Origin of the sequence: Porphyrobacter sp. AAP60 (assembly GCF_001296025.1) — a bacterium.
Taxonomy (GTDB): Bacteria; Pseudomonadota; Alphaproteobacteria; order Sphingomonadales; family Sphingomonadaceae; genus Erythrobacter.
Genome location: NZ_LJHV01000008.1, coordinates 359,181 through 380,634, shown reverse-complemented (window position 1 = coordinate 380,634; position 21,454 = coordinate 359,181). Strand labels below are relative to the sequence as shown.

The window sequence follows — 21,454 nt, the reverse complement described above, 5'->3', positions numbered from 1 at the left end:
GTCCGGTGATCGCATTTCTTTTCGACCTTATCCAGGACGTCAATGTCCTGCGCCCGATCATCCGCACCATCGCGCATGAACGCGACGATGCCGATTTGCTGTTCCTGGTCTCCCGGCAGTTCGAAGGGCGCGACAAGCAATGGCTGTGGCGTGCAGAGCTGGACGAACTTGCCAGGGAGACAGCGGCGACCATGTCGCGGTTCGAAGATCCGTTCAGTGCGGTTCGCCGCCTGCAGGAGCGCCGCGGCATCATCTTCTCGGCCAGCGAGTCCAACCTTGCGGCTCATGCGGTCAATCATCATGTTTTCCTTTCGAGCCCTGCCAGCTTCGTGAGGGTCACCGTCCAGCACGGCTACGAATGCGTCGGCTTCGATCAGAACCGCGAACAGACCTTGAGCCACGGGAGTTCGGTAAGGTTCGCGGCCGACGTGCTGTGCGGCTGGGTTGCGCGGGAGCAGCTGCGCCACCTGTGCGTGTCCGAAAGGGACAAGTACCTCGAACTGGGTCCACCGCTGGTGCTCAATCGTCTGTTCGACCGGCAGCCCGGCGGCACCCCGCGCGATACGGGGCTGGTGTGTGAGAATCTGCACTCCGTCCGGATGCGGGCCACGCGCAATTTCCAGCAAACATACCTTGAGACGCTACTGACCTTTGCGGCCGATCAGGCCCGGCGCGGCCGCAAGGTTGCGGTGCGGCCGCATCCCGGCGGGCAGTTCATCGTGAAGAACCAGATCGAGTTGCCGCAGAACGTGGTTTTGGCAAACAAGCCGATGTTCAAGACCGATCTGGAGCGTTTTCTGTTCGGGATTTCCGCCCCTTCGTCCGTGCTCATCGACATGGTTCTGGCCGGCATCCCCACGGCGGTATGGCGCGATGAGGATGCCGTGCTCGATACCACCGCCTATGCGGAACTTGCGCAGGTCGGCACGGTGGCGGAGTGGGATGCCTTCGCCGAAGCAGCCAGCATCGACCCCGCACCTTTCCTCGAACGGCAGCGGCGCTTTCTGCGCCGCACCGGCCTCGATGCCGATCCACAGGTCGTGAGGAAACGTCTCCTCGGCATGGTGGACGCCATGCTTGCCCGCTCAAATGACTTTGCCGAGCCGCGGCTTGCGCGGCCCGATGGCGGCACGCGGCGCGTGTTGCTGGTAGCGAACGGGATCATACCCACGCTGCATATCAGTTTCATCAAGCCCCTTGCGGCGTTGGAGCGCGCGGGTGCGGCCCGCCTGTTCACCATCACCGAAAAGGACATCCTGAAGGCGCGTTCCGTATCGCCGGGTGATCCGGATGCCACGTCCGCCTTCGTCCGCCAGCGGATCGCGGCGGCGCGCCCCGACCTTGCCGTCTTCTGCCGCTATAGCGGTCCGGAAGCGGAGACCATGGCGGGTATGCTGCGGGAGGCCGGCGTGCCGGTGGTATTCCACATCGACGACGACCTTCTCAACGTCCCGCGCGAACTCGGCGAGAAGAAGTTCCTCGAACATAACCGGTCAGAGCGCACTGCGGCGATACGTCACCTGATCGACACAGCCGACGTCGTCTACTGTTCGACCCGGCGGCTGCGCGAACGGTTCGGCGAACTGGGCATCACGCGCGATATGTTTGCCGGCGACATCTACTGCTCGGGCGAGATCATCGCGCCCGCCGAACAACGCGAAGCCCGGATTCTCGGCTTTATGGGCAATGACAAGACGCCCGAGTTGACACTGCTCGCCCCCGTCATCGCCGCCGCGCTTGAACGCCACCCGCGTCTGCGGTTCGAACTGTTCGGCTCGATGCAGTTACCGCCCGAGCTGGAGGGTTTTGGCGACCGGGTGCAGGCCACGCCGCCGATCGGGGATTACGATGCCTTTGTGGCAAAATTTCGCGAATTGCGGTGGGATATCGGCCTCTGCCCTCTGTTGAAGACCCCGTTCAACCTGGTGAAGGCCGATACGAAGTGGGTGGATTACACCTCGATCGGGGCGGCTGTGATTGCCAGTCGCGGCACGGCCTATGATTCCGCCTGCGCCGATGGATGCGGCATCCTGGTCGAGACGATGGACGACTGGGCGGCCGCCATCAATCTGCTCGCGAGCGACCCGGATCGGCGTTTCGCGCAGGTCTCGGCCGCACAGCACAAGCTGCGGGAGCGATACAGCCTCGAGCGTCTGACCGCGCAGGTACTGGACGTTTTCGAAGCGGCAGCAACCGATGCCGTGCGGACGCAGCGTGTGGTAGCAGCATGAAGCGGTCAGGGAGTAGCCCACGATGATGCCCGGCATCGGCGGTGTTGTTGCGAAGATCGATCCGCGGGGGTCACGCTATGTAACCTCCGGGATGGTGCGCGGGTGGATGCCGGTCCCTACCGATGGCCGCGCGGGTGATCTGGTGCACCTGGCGATCGATGGCGAGCGCGCCGCGTCGGTCTTTGTGGACTACGCCGGAAAGGTTCTGCTGGCAGGCAACGGCTACGTTGATCGCCACCCGTTCTGTCTGGAACTGCCCAAGCGGGCATGGGGCCGACAAATCCGCTTCGCCCTGTCCACCGGTGAGGGTGCGACCGTTGGCGATGGTGAAATCATCCTCGACGTCGATGCCGCGGGCGACGGCACTCTGCTCTGCCTTAACGAGACCCTGCGTGCCGAAGTAGACCGGACGCCCACTCTGATCCGGCGCCAGAAACAGGGCGTGGCGCATATCGTCTTCCAAAAAACCTATTGCCGTGACCTGTTTGCGGATCACCACCTGTTGCTGCTCGCAGCGCGCACGGCGGCCGATTACTACGATCTGCAGGCGGCCGGGATCATGGCCGAACAGGCAATGTCCGGAATGCCCGAGACTTATAGCCTGCTATCCCTTGCCGGCAAGGTGCTGCTCAAGCTGGCCCGGTATGCCGAAGCCGACGCGCTGTTCGAGAAGGCCATCCGGCTCGATCCGGCCGCCTTCGATGCCCGCAACGGGCGGATCAAGGCGATCATCGGAGAGGAGGACTGGGAGAGCGCGCTCATTGAGGCCCATCGCCTGCGGCGCGTACTCGAGGAGGGCAGTCCGAACTACGCCGACCTGTCCGGAACGATCGCGTGGCTCAACCTCAACCTCTCGAAGCCCGAGGCGGCGCTGCTGGAGGCGGACCTTGCGCTTGACTGGCAACCGACCAACACCCGGCTGATGCAGATCAAGGCTGATGTTCTCGTTCGGCTGTCGCGCTACGAGGAGGCTATCGAACTCTATCGCAAGGCGCTTAAGCGCGACCCCAAGGCCCCGCTGGTGCGCAAGCGGATCGCTACGGCGCTGATGCTGTCGGGCGAATTTGCCGAGGCTGCGGATCAGGACAAGGGGCGCATGCTCACACCCACTTTCGCACGGCTCAACAACGTCCCTGAAGGACTGCCGCTGTGGCGCGGCGAACTGCAGCCGGGCGGAAAGCTGCTGATCTGGGCGGAGGTGAATTTCGGCGTCGGCCAGAACCTGTTGCATGCCTCCATCATCCCTGATGTCCTGGCGCTCGGCCTCGATGTGGTGCTCGAGGTCGAAGCCCGGCTGGTACCTGTCATGGCCGCCGCCTTTCCGCAGATCGAGGTGGTCGAGCAGGTCCCGCCGGACGCGCAGCGCGGGGACTGGATGGAGCAGGTGGCATGCCACATGCCGATCGGCAGCCTGGTGCGTTTCTTCCGTCGCACCCGGACGGATTATGTCTCATCCAAGCCGTTTCTGAGCCACGATGCCGAGCGCTCCGCGAAGTTGCGCGCGCAGCTCGACGAAGCGAGCGGGGGCAAGCGCTTGCTGGTCGGGATTTCCTGGACATCCAGCAACCCCTTTGTGGGCGACGAGAAGTCGGTGCCGCTCCCAGCCTTGCTCGATGCCCTCGACATTCCGGAAGTGGCGCTCGTCAACCTGCAATATGGCGATCACGCCGCGGCTCTTGCGCAGGCCACCGACGCCACAGGGGTCCAAGTGCTGGAAGTACAGGGCATCGACCGGACCGATGATCTTGCGGGCATGTGCGATCTCGTTGCGGCAATGGACGTCGTAGTCTGCATCGGCCACACCACTGCCCACATTGCCGGCGGGCTTGGCATTCCCAACTTCGTCCTTGTCCCTTCTTCGCCCTTTGCGCACTGGCTTGCAGAGGGCGAGACCTGCGTGTGGTATCCGCATTCCCGGATCCTGCGTCAGGCACCCAGCGAGCGCGGCGACTGGAGCCGGGTCCTGGCGAACGCCGGCGAGTACCTCGGGTGCATGATACTGGGCATTCCCCTGCCCGAGACCATTGGAGATCCGCTGGTTCAGGCGCAGCAATCGGGAGCCTCCGATCCTTCGGTCAACTTCTTCCGCAACGCTCTCGAATTGGCGATGGCGGACTACGACTATCGTCAAATCACCGATTTGATCGCCGAAATCCATGCCCGCCATCCGCGCAATGCCGAACTTCTGACCGTAGTCGGGGATTCGCAGTTTCGCAGCGGCCGGTTCGATCCGGCGCTGTCTGCCTACCGGGCGGCGATTGCGGCGGGTGGCGACCCGGTCGAGCTGACGGTCCGCATGGCCCAGGTCATGCTGGAATGCTATGAGCTGGAACAGGCGGAATCGCTTTTGCACGAACTGGTCGCCAAGGATCCGGCGCTGTTCGAAACCCGGCCCGACATCGTCGTTCTGGAAGCGCAGATCCTGACTTGCCAGGACAAGATGGTGAAGGTGATCGAGCGGCTTAAACCCTTGCTTGAGCGCGACCCGGCGAACCACGATGCCGCGCTCACAATCGCCAATGCCTATTCCGAGCGGGGCGAATTCGACAAGGCCCGCCTGGTATTGACCCAGGCTCTTCAAATGGAGGCCAGACCCGCGCTGATTTCAGCGCTCGGTGTCGCGATCGGCCGATCGGGCCTCAGCGAATGGGGCGCGAAGGCGATCGATCAGGCGCGCAAGTATGGCCCCGATCCCCTCGGGACCTTCTGGCTCGCCCAGTTCGACAAGGACAAGGCTCCGCGCAAGCCCTGGCTGTTCGAGACAACAGAAGTCACCTTGCCGAAGGATGCCGCGGATCGGGTCACTGTGTTCGTCTGCATGGATACCCGCTATTGCCTGCTTTACTTGGGAACCATCGCGGCCTCGCTCGCCAAGAATTCGCCTGATACGAATCTCCACGTGCATCTCGTCGATCCCGCCGAGGCCGCGCTCGAATGTCTGGCGGCGGCCGAGAAACTGCTGGGGCCGGACCGCGTCAGCCACGGGATCGAGAAGCCTCGCCTCGGCAAGTTCGACAGCGAGCAACGCAAAACCTATTTCGCTTCGATCCGCTTCGTGCGGCTGGCCGAGATGATGCGGGCTGCACCCGGAACATACTTCGTTATGGACGTGGACAATATCGTGCGCGGCGACCTGAATGTCTGCCGGTCGCTGATGTGGAAGGCCGATGTCCTGATCCGCAATCGCTTCTCGATCGAACCGCACCTCGCATTGGCGGCCTGCGGTATCATGCTGGCTGACAGCGAATCCGCGCGCGACTTCATGGACCGCACCGCAAGCTACATCCTCGATGCGATCCACACCGGCCATGTGGCATGGTTTCTTGATCAGATCGCGCTGAGTTACGCGTTGAAGGCGGCGCCGTCGGACCCGAGCCTCAAGCTCAAGGTCAAGCAACTGCCGACGGCCCTGCTCGACTGGGATTTTGCGGCCGATTCGTTAGTCTGGACCGGCAAGGGCAAGCGCCGCCTGAAAAACGAGCGCTACCTGCAGGAATACAACCGCTACTTCGAGACCTTCACCAAGACGAAGCTCGCATCGGTGTGACGGGAGGGGTCGTGGCGATGCAGAAATACGAAGCGATCACGGTCTTTGGCAACTGCCAGGGCGATCAGCTTGCCGCTTGCCTCCGCCGAATGTTGCCGGGTGTCGCGATAGATTTCGTGCGGTACAATGACAAAGTCGATCCGTTGTCGCAGACAGGCGGTCCGGAACGGCGGCTGGTGCTCGTCGGGAATCCGGGGATGTCCTTCGCCGATGCCATTGCGGGGCTGCGACAAAGGCACGATACGCTGGATTTTCCGGCAATTGTCCATGCAGGCTTCCAGCCCGACCTGATACGCCCCAAGGTCGACAAGGTGCTGGTGCAAGGACCGATGGGGTCCAATCACTCCGCTCTGATCCTGCACGGCTTTCTCTCCGGCTACGACGAAGCGCAAACCGCAGCACTGTTTTGTCACGATGTTTTCGAGCGGCTTGGCTATTTTCGCGCGCGCGCCGGATCCGATGCTCACATGCGCAAGCAATTCGAGAAACTCGGCCTGTGGGACGAACGTGAACTTGCACCCCTGCTGGCCGGTGGGTGCTTCATGCACAGCACGCTGCATCCCAAGCTGCCTGTGATGGCCATGCTTGCCAGGCTGCTGCTTGCAAAGGTGGGTATCGTACCGGAGGTTCGCTATCCTGAAAACCTCATGCCGGACGAGCTGGCGAGCAATATCGTCTGGCCTGTCTATCCCGAGATTGCCGAACATTTCGGCGTCGCTGGCGGCGAATATGTGTTCCAGTTCAAGCCCAGGCCTGAAAGCACCTTCGGTTTGGATGAATTCATTGCCAGATCATTTGCCGCCTATCGCCAGATCGCGCTCGACCGCACCTGTCATCCGCGGCTGTCGGAAGAAGGTCTGCTGGGGCTTGAAGGCAAGCCAGCCGGAACCGGACCATCCCACAACCCCTATCGTTCTTTCCCCGATCACCAGTTCTGGCGGCGGGGGGTACTGGCACCCGGCCACGGTGCTCTGGACCCTGTGGCCGAGCCGGGGTTCCGTATCGGGCCGGACACGCGGATCGGCACCGCGGGAAGCTGTTTTGCGCAGCACATTGCCCGCCGGCTTGCGGCTTCCGGTCATGATTACCTCGTCACCGAAGGCGGCGATGGCCTCGATCCGGCCGAGCGCACCCGCCGGAACTATGGTGTCTATTCCGCGCGTTACGGCAACGTCTATACCACACGCCAACTGCGCCAGCTGTTCGAACGCGCCCAAGGGAGCTTGATGCCGGAGGATCACACCTGGCGCCGGCCGGACGGGCGCTATGTCGATCCCTTCCGGCCAGAGATCGAACCGGACGGGTTCGCCAGTCCTGAGCTGGTCGCGGCATCACGGCAGGAGCACCTGGCAGCAGTGCGAAAACTTTTTGCCGAGGTGGATGTGCTGGTGTTCACGCTCGGCTTGACCGAGGCTTGGCATTCGACTGTCGATGGGGCGGTATTCCCGCTGTGCCCGATGGCGGTTTCCCCCGAGGTTGATGCCGGGTCTTATGAGCCGGTAAACTTCACCCACAGCGAAGTGCTCGAGGATCTGAATGCGTTTCTGACGCAGCTTCGCGGCGTGAACCCGGGCGTGAAAGTGCTGCTCACCGTATCACCGGTGCCGTTAGTCGCCACCTTCGAGAACCGTCACGTGCTTGTCTCGACCACCGCGAGCAAGGCAATCCTGCGCAGTGTTGCGGACGAGGTCTGCAGAAACGATCCGTCCGTCTTTTACTTCCCCAGTTTCGAAATCGTGGCCAACCCCTATTTCGAAGCGAGCTACTTCGATCCTGCGGACGCGCGCTCGGTCAAGTCCGAGGGGGTCGCCCATGTCATGAGCGTGTTTCTGAAACACTATTCGCAGCTTAACTTCGATGCTGGAACGGCTGATCACTCGGCCGAGCTGGACGAGGAACAGAAAGTCGTCTGCGAAGAGGAAAGCCTCGATCCGTGAAGGCACCCCACAGCCAAACCCAAGCAGAAAATTGAAAGCATATTTTGCATGTCCAAGACTATCCTGATCACCGGCGGGGCCGGCTTTATCGGCACGCATCTCACCCGGCTCGCCGCCGCTGCGGGCCATTCGGTGCGACTGCTGGACAACCTCTCTCCGCAGATCCACGGCGAGAACCCCGCTTTCACGCCGCCGCCCGGTGTGGAATTTGTGCTGGGCGATGTGACAGTGCGCGAGGACATGGAAGGCGCGCTGCGTGGTGTCGACACGGTGGTGCATCTCGCCGCCGAGACCGGAACCGGCCAGTCGATGTACGAGATCGACAGGTATTACCGGGTCAATGTGCAGGGCACAGCCACGCTGCTGGATATCCTGGCCAATGCGCAAACAGATGTGCGCAATATCGTGCTGGCATCCAGCCGATCCGTTTATGGCGAAGGTGCTTACCTGTGCAACGCGTGCGATCCGGCGGGGAAGCGGTGCTATCCCGGAGCGCGGCTACCCGCGCAGCTCGCCGCGCATGACTGGACGCCGAAATGCCCTGATTGCGGAGCGGACGTAGTGGAAACCGCTACGCGCGAGGATGACAAGCTGTCGCCGGCATCCATTTACGCCGCCACCAAGCTGGCGCAGGAAGAGATGATCCGCATCGCAGCCACCTCGCAGGGTCTGTCCCATGCGGTGCTGCGCTTCCAGAATGTCTATGGCGAGGGGCAGTCGCTGCAGAATCCCTACACCGGCATTCTCTCGATCTTTTCCACCCGCCTGCGTCTCGGGCTGTCGTTGCCGGTGTTCGAGGACGGCGAGGAAACGCGCGACTTTGTTCATGTCGAGGATGTTGCCCGCGCGGTGCTGGGCTTCGTCGAAGCTCCGGCAACGCAGGGCGCGTTGGCGAATGTGGGCTATGGGAAGCCCACGTCGATCATGCAGGTCGCGACATTGCTGGCCCGTTTCATGGATTCCGACATCGTCCCCCACGTCAGCGCACAATACCGCGTCGGCGATATCCGCCACAACTATGCCGACCTGTCAGCTCTCGAGGCGGCGACGGGTATGCGCCCAGAGATTTCGCTGGAGGAAGGCCTGGAGCGTTTTTGCGCCTGGGTCCGCACCCAGCCTGTGCCGCAGGACATGCTCGACAAGGCCAACGCGGAATTGAAAGCGCGCAATCTGATGGGCTGATCCAGATCGGGGCCAGATCGGGGGCAATCGTCCGCCCCCGGGCGCGCGTCACATGTCGTCGCTGTCGTGCGTTTGCGCTTCCAGCAATGGTTTGTCCTTGGCCTTTGCCTTGGCCAGCGCCCGTTGTTCGAGCGCCTTTGGCCCAAGCAGCATGCGCTTGTAATCCCAATAGGCCTCGTCCGGGTCGGCATATTCGACGATCTTGCCATCGCGCAGCAGCAGGAACCGGTTGCAGTTGGCCTGCAGGTAGCCGCGGCTGTGCGAGACCATGACCAAGGTTTTGTCCTTGCGCTTCTCGAACAATTCGTACTGGCAACGCTCGCGGAAGCTTTCGTCACCGACTGCCATGACCTCATCGACGAGATAACAGTCGAAATCGATCGTCATCGAGACCGCGAAGGCCAGCCGCGCGCGCATACCCGACGAATAGCTCATCACCGGCTCGTTCAGGTACGAGCCGAGCTCGGTGAACTCTTCGATGAAAGGCAGTTGCGCGTTGAAATCCGAGCCATAGATGCGGCAGATAAAGCGCAGGTTGTCCAGCCCGGTAAGGCGCCCGTGGAAGCCGCCGGTGAAGGCGAGTGGCCAGGACACGCTCATCGAGCGCCGGACCATCCCGCTTGTGGGCGCCTCGGCTCCGGCGATCATGCGCACGAGGGTCGATTTGCCCGCGCCGTTGCGGCCGAGTATCCCGACCCTGTCCGCCGGACGCACCACCATGTTGATGCCATCAAGGATGGTGCGCGGCCCCGCATTCGACGGGTACACTTTAACAAGGTCGATGACTTCGATCATTCCTGATCCGACCCCTTACCCACCTGTCGGACCAGCGCAAGGCCGGCGAATGTCAGCAGAAGATTGAACACCATGACATAGCCGACGTCGTAATAGGCCGTCATCTTGCTCCCGAACCAGCCTTCCCGGATGATTTCCACGCAGTTCAGCATCGGCAGATAGAGCACGATCTCGCGCGCATCCGGCGGCAGGGCGTCGGCGATGAAGGCGGTGCCCGAGAACGGCAGAAGCGCATAGGTCATCGGCGGCCAAAGCTTGGCTATGACTTCGTACTTTTCCGACAGCCCCCCCAGCACCAGGGCGAGACCCACAGCAAACCAGGCCAGCAAAAGCCAGCCGCCAAGAACCTGAAATGCGTCTTCGGGGGGCAGCAGCAATTCGACCGACCAGAAGGCGATCCCCAGCACGACAAAGCTGGTCGTCCCCGCCAGGACTTCGAGGATAATGCGCGCCCAGTAGACATCGGGAATCTGAACCTGCCGGTGAAACAGCAGGGACTTGTTGCTTTCAAGCGCCCCGAAGCAGCGATTGGGAAGGTTGCGCCACAGGAACAGCGCCGAATAGCCGGTCAGGGCAAAGGCAATGATCGGCAGGTCCGATCCGTGGATCGTCTTGGTCGCCGTCCAGATCGCGGCGATGACCAGCGTGAACAGCATGGGCTCGACGAAGAGCCACAGAAAGCCGATGTTCTGGCGCCCATAGCGTGTCATGATTTCACGCAGGACAAGCGCCCAGATCACACGCCCTTGAACCGTGACTTGTCGGACGAAGGCGCGACGGTCCTGACCTATGGGGACGAGATCATTCGCCACGCTGGTGTCTCAACTTATTGCGCATGTTCTTTAATGCCTGCCGCCAGCATCGATGCGATACCCCAGGCGACCAGTCCCAGCGCGAAAGTTGCCAGGATGCTGCGCAGGCGGCGCGGCTCTATCGGTGAGTCGGGGAGGTTGGGCTGCGCGATGCGCTGCACATAGACCTGCTGGCGGCGCGCATCGTTGCGTGCTTCCTGAAGCGAGGCGAGCGCTACAGCCAACTGCTTGTCGGTGAACTCGTTCTCGACGAAAAGCCGCTGGTATTCCGCCGAATTGGCGGCGAGTGACTTGTTGCTGCCGGTAAGGCTCGTGTTCTGCGCCTTGATTTCCGCTTCGAGCGTCTGGATCTGGGACGCGATAGAGGGGATCTGCGGGTTCTGCGGCGTGAACTGGCGCAGCTGCCGCAGCCGCGTGCGCGCGGTGATGAGTTGGTCCTGGAGCTTGGAAATCATTTCGAGCGTCGCGGTGGCCTGTATTTCGGGATCGACCACGCCATTGCGGTTCCTGAAGCTGGCCAGCGCCGCTCCGGCCTGACGCGACTGCTCCTTGGCGTCTTCGACCTCGGCCAATGCAAACTTGATCAGGTCTTCCCTGCTGCGTTCGTTCATGCGGTTGATGGTGCCTTCCGCCATCCGCAGGATCCGCTCGTTGAAAGCATGGGCATCTTTGGCTGTGTAGGCCCGGACGGTGAGCGTCGAAATCGACGATGTCACCTCGGTTTCGATTTTTACCTTGTTCAGATAATGCTTGTAGAGATCCTCGAAGGAATCGTTGACGCCGAAGGCACCGAAGCGTTCGCCGAACCAGATGCTGTCCTTGCTGTAGGCTTCCTTGAAAGCATCATTCCTGTTGATGGCGCGCAAGGCGTCACGGGACTCGACATAGGCCTTAGCAGAAAAGGATTCGTCGCTGGCACCCCCCAGGCCGGTGGCCCCGGCCAATGCGGCGCCGATCCCCGTCGGCGCGCCCCTGTCAGGGCTGCGCACCACGAAATTCGACTCCGATACGTAGACGTCCGAGGCCAGCAGACCGAAATAGACGACCGCGATGAGTGTGGGAGCGACAACGAGCAGATTGAAAAGGAACGCCGGGCCCCTCAATCCATTGGAAAACCTGAATGCCATGGGGTGTGACGGCCTCTGAACTCACCTGATGCTGATGGTCGTGTGATTACATCATGCCCATGGCCTCAAAGGCCCCTGAAAGCAAACCCAATCTCGGGCACCAGTCCCTTGCAATGCGGCCTTGCGGTTCATCTGCGCGACAGGCCGAACGCTGCAACTCGACAGTGTTTGGTTAGCAATGTAAGTCGCAGGACCGAATTACGAGGATCAGAGAAGAGTGGGTTTACGATCGACGTGGAATGCGATTTCGGCTGTTTTTAAGGGGGGTTATCCCCTGGCGGAGGATCGGGATCGTGCTGCGGATGGTCGGCAGCCCGTCCGGGCCAAGCCGATTGCCGCATCTCTCGATCCGGAGGCGGCGCAGGCCCATTCCGCATCGCCCGGGATCCCGCATCCGGGCATTGTCGAACTCGTGGGCGACGTTGAAGGCAACCACATCGAAGTCGGCAGCAACATCATTCTGACCGGGACGATCAGGGGACAGGGCAATTTTATCAGAATCGGGGCAACCGAAAACCCGCAAACGCTCAACCTTCATGTTTTCGGGAATGACAACGAGATATTGATCGGCACCGGATCGTTTCTGCAGAACCTGAGGATCGAGATCGGCAGCGCGCGCTGGCTGTGCTCGCGCGCGCGGTTGAGGATCGGTGACGGCTTCTCGATCGCCAGCCAGGGCCGCTTCATCCTGCCGAATTCGGGCAACCTTCTCGAGATTGGCGACAACTGCATGTTTTCCAGCAATATCGTCGTGCGCGGGGGGGAATATCCGCATCTCGTCTTCGATCAGAAAAGCGGTGCCTATCTTGATGTCTCGGACGGGATTTTCATCGGCGATCACGTCTGGGTGGGCGAGGGGGCATTCATCGGCAAATCGGTGACCTTGCCGGGCGACTGCATCGTCGGCACGCGCAGTGTCGTGACCAAGCGCTTCGAGGAAACGCATTGCGTGATCGCCGGAAATCCCGCGCGGGTCGTGAAACGCTCGGTGCAGTGGGTCGCGAACGAGTTCATGCTCGAGGCACAGTTCCCCGCCGGCCACACGGCGTTCGCGGATACGGCTATCGACAGGATCAACCGTGCGGAACGCGAGCGTGCCGAGGCGATGGCGGCATCCGATGTGCGAGCGGCCGCGGTGCAGGACGAACCGGACTGAGCGATGCCCACTTTGTACAGCCCAAGACCGCCGCTTGTCCTTCCCGCCGTGTGCGACAACGACCTGTCGCATCCGATCGCGCTATCGAATGTCTGGAAACACAGACCCCACTGGGCTATCGGAATGGTCGGCGGCTCCGGATTGCGGCATGTTTGCGTGCCGCAGGATTATCGGTGCGACCGCTTTTCTGCGGCGATGCAATGGCTTAAGATATTTTTAGGAACCCTCCACAAGCTCCCGATCACACGACCGGGCCAAGACGTTGTGAATCATGACTGGAACACGCATGAGCTTCGATAATCCGGCTGCATCCGCACATCATGCGGCGAGACGAACCCGCAGGTCGGGTTTCGTTGCCGCGTTGCTGCTCGCCACGGCGCTGGCAGGCTGCACCTCGCTGGGCAGCAGCGGCCCGCCGGCCGGGGCGATCCGCGATGCGCAGGGCGCGGACTTTGCGGGAGCCGATATCCGCGTCGTCGATCTCTCCCCCGAGGTCGCGCAGGGCCTGTCTGCAACTGCGCGGAGCGAGTCTTTCGCCAAGGCGTTTGGCGATGGCGCGCCGGTCGGAACCGTGATCGGTGCCGGTGACGTGCTCGACGTGTCGGTCTGGGAGGCCCCGCCTGCGGCGCTGTTCGGAATGTTCGGCCAGCCCACCGGCGCCGCCGCGGCGACCGATACGACGCTCGCCAAGGAGACTGACCTTCCCCAGCAGATGGTCGATGCCGACGGCCTTGTGTCGCTGCCATTCATCGGTCGCCTGCCCGCAGCCGGGCGCACGCCGCGCCAACTGGAGAACGACATCACTGCCCGGTTGAGGGGTATTGCCAATCAGCCGCAGGTCAGTGTGGGGCTGATGCGCAACGCCAGCGCGAATGTGAACGTCGTCGGCAAGGTGGTAACGAACGGCCGTGTCCCGCTCACCCCCCGCGGGGAACGCCTGCTCGATGTGATTGCCGTTGCGGGCGGCGTGGCTGAAAGGCTGGAGCGGACCTCGATCCAGATCACCCGCGACAACCAGGTCGTGACGATGCCGATGGACACCATCGTGCGCGATCCGCGGCAGAATATCCGCCTTCAGCCCGACGACGTCGTCACTGCGCTCTACCAGCCCTATAGCTTCACCGCTCTCGGCGCGGTGGGCATGCAATCGGAAGTGGATTTCGAAGCGACGGGGATCACGCTGTCGCAGGCCATGGGCAGGGTGAGCGGCCTGCAGGATACCCGCGCAAACGTGAAGGGCGTGTTCGTCTTCCGGCTCGAAGACCCCAGCCGGCTCGATCCGGCGGTTGTCTCCGGTGCGCGCCTGATGCCTGACGGGACGCTGCCGGTCATCTATCGCATCGACCTTTCGGATCCGCGCGGGGTTTTCCTGATGCAAAGCTTCCAGATGCACAATCGCGACGTTCTTTACGTGTCGAACGCACCCGGCGTGGACTTGCAGAGGTTCGTGACGATCCTTTCGCAGATCGCGTTCTCGCTCATCGGCATCACGAATGCCGTTGCACCGGGGAATTGATCGGTTCAGCCAGGGTTTCGTGAGGCTACTGCAAGTCGGTTTGATGGAGAATATACCTTATGCGGCGCGGGGCGTGATCCGGCCGATGCTCGCTTGCCTCATGCTGCTGTCGCCTTTCCCGGCGACAGCAGCTGACGACCAATCGCTGACGCTTGCTTCGTTCGGCGCCGTGGGCGATGACCGCGCGGACGATACGCAGGCGCTGCAAAAGGCATTTCGGCAGGCCTCCGGCCGCTGTCTGGATGGCGAAGGGCGCACCTACCGGGTGCGCGGAACTTTGCGGGGCGCCGCCGATTTCTGCCTCGCCAATGCCCGCCTGAGGCAGGATGTTGCGGCGTTCGACACGCGGCCATGGATGCGGGGCGATTGTCCGGTAGAAAAGGACGCTCAAGCGCTTGCCGATTGCGGGGATCCGGCCATGCCCGATCCGGTTCCCGCCGGGCTTGATGCCTATCTCTACACCCGCACCCTGCTGATCCGGCCCGAGCGGGGCGAGCCGCCCATCAAGGTTTCGCTACGCAATGTCACCGTTGATCGCGGGGCCAGCCCCGAATCCGGCGCTCGCAGCGACGCGGCCGGTATCTGGATCGGCAATGCTCGGGATCTTGTTCTCGAAGATGTCGAGGTGACCGGGGCAGGAAAGGGCTATGGCGTGATCATCGTGGATTCCGCCGATATCACGATCAGACGTCTGTGGCTGCACGACATGGTCTGGGCCCCCTATCTCGGCGATGCACCGCTGTTGCTGGACAGGGCACGGCACATTGGCTGGAATAGCGTTCCCCTCCGCGAGTTCCGCCGGGCCGGCGATCGCGGCGCGCGGCAGAACGGATTTTACGGAACGCGCTCGCAGGAGCAGTTGACCTGCCTGTCGATCGAGGGTTCGAGCAACGTGCTGATCGACGACTTGCGCATCGACGGGTGCCGTGCACGCTTTGTCGAAGGCGATATTCCCTGGCAAACCGACGGAATGGGGGTCGGCCAATCCAGCAGCAACATCCAGATCGAGAACGCGAGAATCTCCGATACCTGGGAAGGGATCGACATGGGCAATGTCGACAATATCGCTCTCAGCAATGCCGAGATCACGGATAGTTTCAACTACGCCGTCAAGGTCGGATACCAGACACACGCAGTCTCGCTTGTCGACAGCGTTTTCAGCCGTGCAGGCATTGCCGGCGTTGTGATCTCCGGACCTGTGAGGGACACGCTGATCCGGCGGGTGCGCATCGACGAGCCGGGCCGGATATTTTTCGCAGGTGCGATGCAGAGCCCTTGGGGGCAAGGGCGTGCGGGGGTCGAGTTGGACATGGGCAACCCGGCGCAGCACGCCAAGGCCTATCCGACGGGCGTTTTGCTTGAAAATGTGACCGTGCGCGGCGGCCGGGACTGCCCCCTGGGCCTGCTCAACCGCACCCCTGAGCGGGTTTCGCTGGAAGGCCTTCGCGTGAGCGGCTGTGAAGCGGTGAGCCAACACGCCCCGCGGTGATGCCGGAACCTCCGGTATTGCTCACACCGGCGTGCCTTCGACCGGCCACTGGCCAAGGCGGTGGCTCAGCCAGAATTCCACCTTTTCGATGTGATCGTGCCAGCCAAGCGGCCTAAGGCCTGCGGCCTCGGCGACGCGCTGTTGTCGCTGCGGTGAATTGCCGCTGTATTCAACCAGCGCTTTGAGCCAGGCATCTTCGTCGGCCACATCGATCAGCAAGGGGGCGCTGCCCGCGATCTCGCGATAAACCGCCAGACTGTTGGCGATGACAGGCGCGCCCAGCGCCAGCGCTTCGATGACCGGCAGCCCGTAACCTTCGGCGTGGCTCGGCATCAGCACCGCCCGCGATCCTGCGATCCAGCTGGCCAGCGCCGCGTCGTCGCAGCGGCCCAACTCGATGACGCGCCCGTGCCGGGGCTGTTCCCGCCCCAGTTCGGCGAAGACATCGTCGGCCAGCCATCCGCGCTGGCCGATGAAAACCAGATCGGGTGTCCCGGCGCCCATGATGTCCCGCAAACGCGGCCACAGCCGCAATAGCAACGCGTGGTTTTTGCGCGCTTCGATCGTGCCGGTGGCCAGAAAATAGGGTTTGGGGTGGATGCCGTCATTCGGGTGGGCCTCGAGCGGCTCAACACCCAAATGGGCGACAAGGGATTCCGGCATGGGAAGTCCCTCGCCATCTGCAAATTGCGCAAGGTCATCCAGGGTTGCCTGCGAGTTGGCAATTATCCCATGCGCGCTGTGCAAGGCCTGCCGCATCCGCATCCGGTGACGGGCGTCCTCTCCCTCGCGGCAGAATTGCGGGTGCGTGATCGGGATGAGGTCGTGGATCAGGTAAACCGGGCGAACGCCGCTTCGCTGTGTCCATTCCGTCAGGCCCGGCGCATTGAGGCCCGTATGACCGACGTTGAGCAGGATCTTGCCGGAAATTGGCGGTTTTCCTGCAAGGCGGCGCATCAGCGCGCGCAGCACGATGGCGCATAGGCGGGCCTTGAAGCCAGCGCCATGCTCCGCTTGCAACAGGGCAAACAGCTGATCGCTTTCCGCAGCGGGCAGCACCAGACGCAGCGATTTCCATTGGACGAGAGCCAGCGAGCGATCGGCAAAGGCCGTGAGATAGGCCAGGCAAACCCGGTCGATCCCGGTCGGCAGTCTGGCGCCGTTCAACCGCCAGATCAGCCGGCTGACGTCGAGAATATAGGGGCGGTTACCGCTCATCGGGACGGGGCTCATCGGGAGAGGCCGATCCGGTCCGAAGCCAGTTTCAGCGCGCGCCTGATCCCTTTGGGGCCCCGTGCCACAGCGCGCAGCAGCGGCCAGAAATCGGTCCATACCGTGCGCTTGTCATCCAGCGAGGCATAAATGTGCCAGAACCCGTCGACGCCGACAGCTTCGGGCAGATTGAAGACTCCGTGGAAGCCGAAGGGCGCTGCCACATCGCGATCCCGTTCGAACGCAAAGGCGCTGGCGGCGGCCCGGTCGGCAAAGCGCAAGCCCTTGCCCTGTTCGAGCAGTGGCCGGTTGATCCGGGCGATGACGAGATCCTCAGCCGCATCGCTATGCACGAATTGCGGATCGCGCGCCGCGAGCATCAGGCGCTTGCTGCGCAGGGAAAAACCGCCATTGCCGACATCGTGCCCGTCGCCAAACTGCGGCCAGGGAGCGCCGATGTAATCACAGGCGAGGAAGGCCTCATCCCATGCCGATGGATTGAGGATGAACCCGTCCCACTGCACGATCAGGCAATGGCTGGTCCCGACCCAGTCGGCCAGATCGCGCAGCACGAAGCGGGAATATTCCGATGATGATCCGACGCGGGGTATCGCAACCTTTTCGATCCCCTGCGGCAAATCGGGGATTTCCGCATCGGTGAACAGCAGCGCCTTGCCGAAGTTCGCCACGGCCAGGCAGCGCTTCATCGCGGCAAGGCTTGCTGCAAGATTGACACTGGCAACCGCGCATAGTGTGACGTCGGGCAGGGCGAGGCGCTCGCTCACAATCGCACCACGAACTGCTCGCCGAACTGACTCAGCTCGGGATGATGGAACGGATCGAGCGATCGGTCGGTCTTCCAGATTCGCTTCAGTGCCGCCAATTCGCCGTCGAAGCGGGCTTTGCCCGGGCCATCGCGGTCGAACCCGCGGGACTTGGATTCGTGGTGGATCAGGCAAGCGCGTGGTTCGTAAAAGCTCTGCCAGCCGCGCTCGTTCAGCTTGAGGCACAGGTCCACATCATTGAAGGCCACGGCAAAATCGCCAGCGTTGAACCCGCCGACGGCTTCAAACCGGTCCTTGCGCAGCACCAGACAGGCGGCCGTGACCGCGCTGACATATTGCGGCAGATGGACACGGCGGAAATAGCCTTCTGCGCCGTCGCTTTGCAGCCGGTGGGCGTGGCCCGCGCCGCCGCCGACGCCGATGACGATGCCTGCGTGCTGCACCGAGCGGTCAGGGTAAAGCAGCCGCGCACCTGCCGCGCCAACCTCTTCGCGCATCGCGGCGGCGGCGAGAAACGACAGCCAATCGGGCGCAATCATCTCGATGTCGTTATTGAGGAAACAGATCAGCGGGCCCGCAAGGCGGGGCACGGCATTATTGTGCATCCGTGCATAATTGAACGGGCCGGGCTGCCGTTCGATGGTCACGCCCTCACGCTCCAGCTGCTCGAGATAATCGAGGGTTTCGGGATCGCTGGAGCCGTTGTCGATGACCGTTATGTCCAAGGACGGGTAATCGGTTGCGCGCACTCCGGCCATGCAGGTGCGCAGCAGCGCGACATGGTCACGCGTGGGGATAACCAGGCTCACGTGCGGCAGGGATGCTTCCGGCAATTGTGCGGGCGGTAACACCGGGGCAGGCCTGCGCATGCGGTGATGCAGCACATGCGGCACATGGACAGACTTCTGGCTGACAAGATTCAAGGCGCCGCGCGGCCAGTCCGGGCCGACCATGGCGGCATCGCACAGGAACAGGCTGGAATGCGACACGAAATCGTGATGCAGCGCCAATTCGGCGTTCCACAGCGGCTTGAGATGCGGGGACTGCCTGTGTCCTTCCTGCCAAAGATCGTCGTCAGCGTAGAACACCAGCCCATGCGGCTCTGCTTCCAGCGCTGCACGATAGGCCCTGATCGCGCACGGGGCGAGCAGGTCGCCGCATTCGACCGCGATCAGCCAGCAGGCTGGGCGCCCGCCGAGCCAGCGCCCCAGTGCCTTGGTGTCGGGAAGGGTAATGCAATCCTCGGACGTCACAGGGCCAAGCAGCACGACATCCACAGCCTCGGCACGGGTCTCGGCGATCGAGCCCAGGGTTCGGGCCAGATCGCTGGTGCTGGCGCGGCAATCGATCACGATGACGATTGGCGGCACACCGGGATCGGCGGGGATTGTGCGGATGCGCTGGACTTCGCGGCTTGCCATCCACAAGTCGTAGGCGTGGCGGGTGTGCCCCATCAAGGCCGAGAACCGGTGGCGCGAACGCAGTTTGAGCCCGCGAATGCGCCAGCCGACGCCTTGCAGATAGTCCCCGGGACGGGCTGCCAGCGCTTCGAGGTGCACCAGCGCACGCAGCAGCGGTCGCGGCAGGTTCATTTCACGAAGCCATTTTCCCGCCAGACCGCCTCAGGCGATGCCTCGTTCGGCGAGAATGCGCTCGATCACCGGAACATCGCTGGGATTGTTGAGCTCGATCGAGTCCCAAGCCAGCGGGTCGAGATGAAGGAGGCCTACCGCGAGCCCAAGGTCGAGGAAGCGCAATTGCTCCAGCCCTTCCAGCTGTTCCAGCTGGCTGGCGGGTGCGGCATTGTAGAGCCGCAGCGCATCGGGGCGATAGGCATAGAGGCCAAGGTGCAAGCTGATCGGCGGAAACTCCGCCAGAGCATCCTTCTCGGGCAGGTAGGGGACGAGGCGCTTGGAGAAGTAGAGCGCGCGATCCTTGCTGGTGCCGACCACGGTGGTCCCGCCGACGCGTCCGTTTGCGGCGTCTTCGGCCAAGTGGGCATAGACCGAGCGCGAGCACCGCACCGCCGGGGTGGCCATCGTCAGCGCCGGTTCGGAATCGAGCCGGGCGACGAGATCGCTTACGATGTGGCTCGGAGAAAGCGGCGCATCGCCCTGAAGATTGACGATGATGTCCGCCACATCGCCCAAGCGGGCAATCGCATCGGCGCAGCGCTCCGTCCCATTGGCGCAGCTTTCGGCTGTCATCACAACCTGGCCGCCGAAACCGGCGACGTGATCGGCGATGCGATCATCGTCGGTCGCCACCCACACACCAGAGCAGCCTTCGACTGCAGCGGCACATTCCCAGCTGCGCTGGATCAGCGTCTTCGCTTCGCCCCCGGCTCCCCGGAGCGAGACCAGCGGCTTTCCGGGATACCGGGTCGACGCGTAGCGGGCCGGGATGATGATGGCGAAACTGGAGGTCGGCATGGGTCTGCCTATATCGGTCAGCCGAGTCCGATGCGAACGAAATCGTGGATGTGCACAACGCCTTGCGGCTTGCGGCGGCCTTCCGCGTCGGTCTCGACAATGAACGCCGCTGTGATCTTCAGGTCGTTCAGCACTTCGAGAGCGGCCTCTGCGCTCATCGCGCCATCGAGGCACTTGGGCATCGCGGTCATCACTTCGCGGGCCGATACGCTCGACAGGGAATCGAAGTGGCGGCGCAAGTCGCCGTCGGTCACTACGCCGAGCAGAAAGCCTTCCTTGTCGACGATCCCTGCGATGCCGAAACCGCGCGAGGTCATGACAGAAATGACCTCGTGCATGGGGGCTTCTGCCGGAGCAAGCGGCATGGAAATCCCGTAATGCATGAAATCCTTTACGGGCAGCAGGCGCATGCCGATCGCGCCGCCCGGATGCAGCATCTTCATGCCTTCATGCGTAAAGCCTCTGAGGTCCATCACGGCCATTGCCAGCGCATCGCACAAGGCAAGCTGGAGCGTGGTCGACGTGGTCGGCGCGATGTTGGAGCGGCAGGCTTCCCTTGCGGCGGGAAGGCAAAGCTTCACCTTGGCGCTGCCCATAACCGGCGATTGCCGGCGCGAGGCAATGCCGATCACCGGCACTTCGATCGCCTTGGCGCGGAACAGGATCGCCTGCAGTTCAGCCGTGCTGCCTGAGTTCGAAATCACCAGCAGCACATCGCCGGGCACCATCATCCCGAGGTCGCCGTGCGCCGCTTCGCCCGGATGGACATAGAACGAAGGCGTTCCCGTAGCCGAGAAGGTGGCCGCAGCCTTCCGTCCGATCTGGCCCGACTTGCCCATGCCGGTGACGATGACGCGACCCTTGGCGCCAAGAATTGTCCGACATGCCTCGACAAAGCTTTCATCGAGCGAATCTTCGAGCATGGAAAGCGCCTCGCGCTCGGTCCGCACGACTTCGGCGCCCCGCGCCAGGATCGCCTTGCTATCCGAATGCGACAACAAAACGGTGGTTTCCAGGGGCGTCACTTCCGGAGCACTGATTGTACCGGTTTTCTTGGCTTCCATAGGTTTCGCTTTCGATTGCCCTGGCCGAATGTCGGGCCTATTGCACGGTTGCGAATGGCGTTACAACTACATGACACGCAAAGAAACTTCGCGTTGCCGCACATAAGGTGCGCCCTGTCGCAAGCGCGGGGAAGGGTTGCAGCGGCGCAGGCGAGGGTGCAGGGGCGTA

General features: G+C 62.8%; 15 protein-coding genes. 7 read left to right on the top strand and 8 right to left on the bottom strand.

Annotated features, from left to right (window positions below; all coding sequences use genetic code 11):
* Nucleotides 1-5: 5 nt before the first annotated feature.
* The 4 genes from IP79_RS07700 to IP79_RS07685 are packed head-to-tail and all read left to right on the top strand — an operon-like array spanning nt 6 to nt 8,897.
* The gene (locus IP79_RS07700; protein WP_054118663.1) at nt 6-2,231 is read left to right on the top strand and encodes a glycosyltransferase family protein; all 2,226 of its coding nucleotides are present in this window, start codon (nt 6-8) and stop codon (nt 2,229-2,231) included.
* 22 nt (nt 2,232-2,253) lie between these two features.
* Nucleotides 2,254-5,778, top strand: a complete 3,525-nt coding sequence (locus tag IP79_RS07695; RefSeq protein ID WP_054118662.1) for a tetratricopeptide repeat protein — start codon at nt 2,254-2,256, stop codon at nt 5,776-5,778.
* Nucleotides 5,779-5,795: 17 nt separating this feature from the next.
* Nucleotides 5,796-7,715 (top strand): GSCFA domain-containing protein, encoded by a 1,920-nt coding sequence (locus IP79_RS07690; protein ID WP_156318184.1) that lies wholly within the window; start codon nt 5,796-5,798, stop codon nt 7,713-7,715.
* Nucleotides 7,716-7,763: 48 nt separating this feature from the next.
* Entirely contained in the window at nt 7,764-8,897 is a 1,134-nt protein-coding gene (locus tag IP79_RS07685; protein ID WP_054118661.1) for an NAD-dependent epimerase/dehydratase family protein, read from the top strand.
* A gap of 48 nt (nt 8,898-8,945) precedes the next feature.
* Here IP79_RS07685 and IP79_RS07680 read toward each other — a convergent pair whose 3' ends face one another.
* The 3 genes from IP79_RS07680 to IP79_RS07670 are packed head-to-tail and all read right to left on the bottom strand — an operon-like array spanning nt 8,946 to nt 11,631.
* A complete protein-coding gene (locus IP79_RS07680; RefSeq protein WP_082337092.1) occupies nt 8,946-9,692 on the bottom strand; it encodes an ABC transporter ATP-binding protein in 747 nt (248 codons plus the stop codon).
* Nucleotides 9,689-10,504 carry an ABC transporter permease gene (locus IP79_RS07675; protein WP_233994122.1) on the bottom strand — a complete coding sequence of 272 codons (816 nt, stop codon included), beginning with the start codon at nt 10,502-10,504 and terminating at the stop codon, nt 9,689-9,691. Before IP79_RS07675 ends, IP79_RS07680 begins: the two co-directional genes overlap by 4 nt.
* A 14-nt stretch (nt 10,505-10,518) precedes the next feature.
* Nucleotides 10,519-11,631, bottom strand: a complete 1,113-nt coding sequence (locus IP79_RS07670) for a hypothetical protein (protein WP_054118660.1) — start codon at nt 11,629-11,631, stop codon at nt 10,519-10,521.
* Nucleotides 11,632-12,043: 412 nt separating this feature from the next.
* Between IP79_RS07670 and IP79_RS07665 the strand changes: the two genes are divergently transcribed.
* From IP79_RS07665 to IP79_RS07655, 3 genes are all read left to right on the top strand, one after another.
* The gene (locus IP79_RS07665; protein ID WP_197273776.1) at nt 12,044-12,787 is read left to right on the top strand and encodes an acyltransferase; all 744 of its coding nucleotides are present in this window, start codon (nt 12,044-12,046) and stop codon (nt 12,785-12,787) included.
* A 271-nt stretch (nt 12,788-13,058) separates the two neighbouring features.
* Complete coding sequence (locus IP79_RS07660; RefSeq protein WP_233994121.1) at nt 13,059-14,303, top strand: polysaccharide biosynthesis/export family protein; 1,245 nt, start codon at nt 13,059-13,061, stop codon at nt 14,301-14,303.
* 43 nt (nt 14,304-14,346) lie between these two features.
* On the top strand, nt 14,347-15,792 hold the full coding sequence (locus tag IP79_RS07655) for a right-handed parallel beta-helix repeat-containing protein (protein ID WP_054118657.1): 1,446 nt from the start codon (nt 14,347-14,349) through the stop codon (nt 15,790-15,792).
* Nucleotides 15,793-15,813: 21 nt separating this feature from the next.
* On the opposite strand, the gene IP79_RS07650 is transcribed toward IP79_RS07655, so the two are convergent.
* From IP79_RS07650 to IP79_RS07630, 5 genes are read right to left on the bottom strand one after another with little or no spacing between them, the layout of a single operon-like run.
* Nucleotides 15,814-17,025: a glycosyltransferase family 4 protein gene (locus IP79_RS07650; protein ID WP_054118656.1), complete on the bottom strand. Its 1,212-nt coding sequence runs from the start codon at nt 17,023-17,025 to the stop codon at nt 15,814-15,816.
* Nucleotides 17,022-17,789, bottom strand: coding sequence for a DUF5672 family protein (locus tag IP79_RS07645; RefSeq protein WP_233994120.1), 768 nt, complete (start codon nt 17,787-17,789; stop codon nt 17,022-17,024). Before IP79_RS07645 ends, IP79_RS07650 begins: the two co-directional genes overlap by 4 nt.
* Entirely contained in the window at nt 17,786-19,381 is a 1,596-nt protein-coding gene (locus IP79_RS07640) for a glycosyltransferase (protein WP_156318182.1), read from the bottom strand. Before IP79_RS07640 ends, IP79_RS07645 begins: the two co-directional genes overlap by 4 nt.
* Before the next feature lie 30 nt (nt 19,382-19,411).
* On the bottom strand, nt 19,412-20,221 hold the full coding sequence (locus tag IP79_RS07635) for a 3-deoxy-manno-octulosonate cytidylyltransferase (RefSeq protein ID WP_054118654.1): 810 nt from the start codon (nt 20,219-20,221) through the stop codon (nt 19,412-19,414).
* Between the two features lie 17 nt (nt 20,222-20,238).
* Complete coding sequence (locus tag IP79_RS07630) at nt 20,239-21,285, bottom strand: KpsF/GutQ family sugar-phosphate isomerase (protein ID WP_197273775.1); 1,047 nt, start codon at nt 21,283-21,285, stop codon at nt 20,239-20,241.
* Nucleotides 21,286-21,454 lie beyond the last annotated feature (169 nt).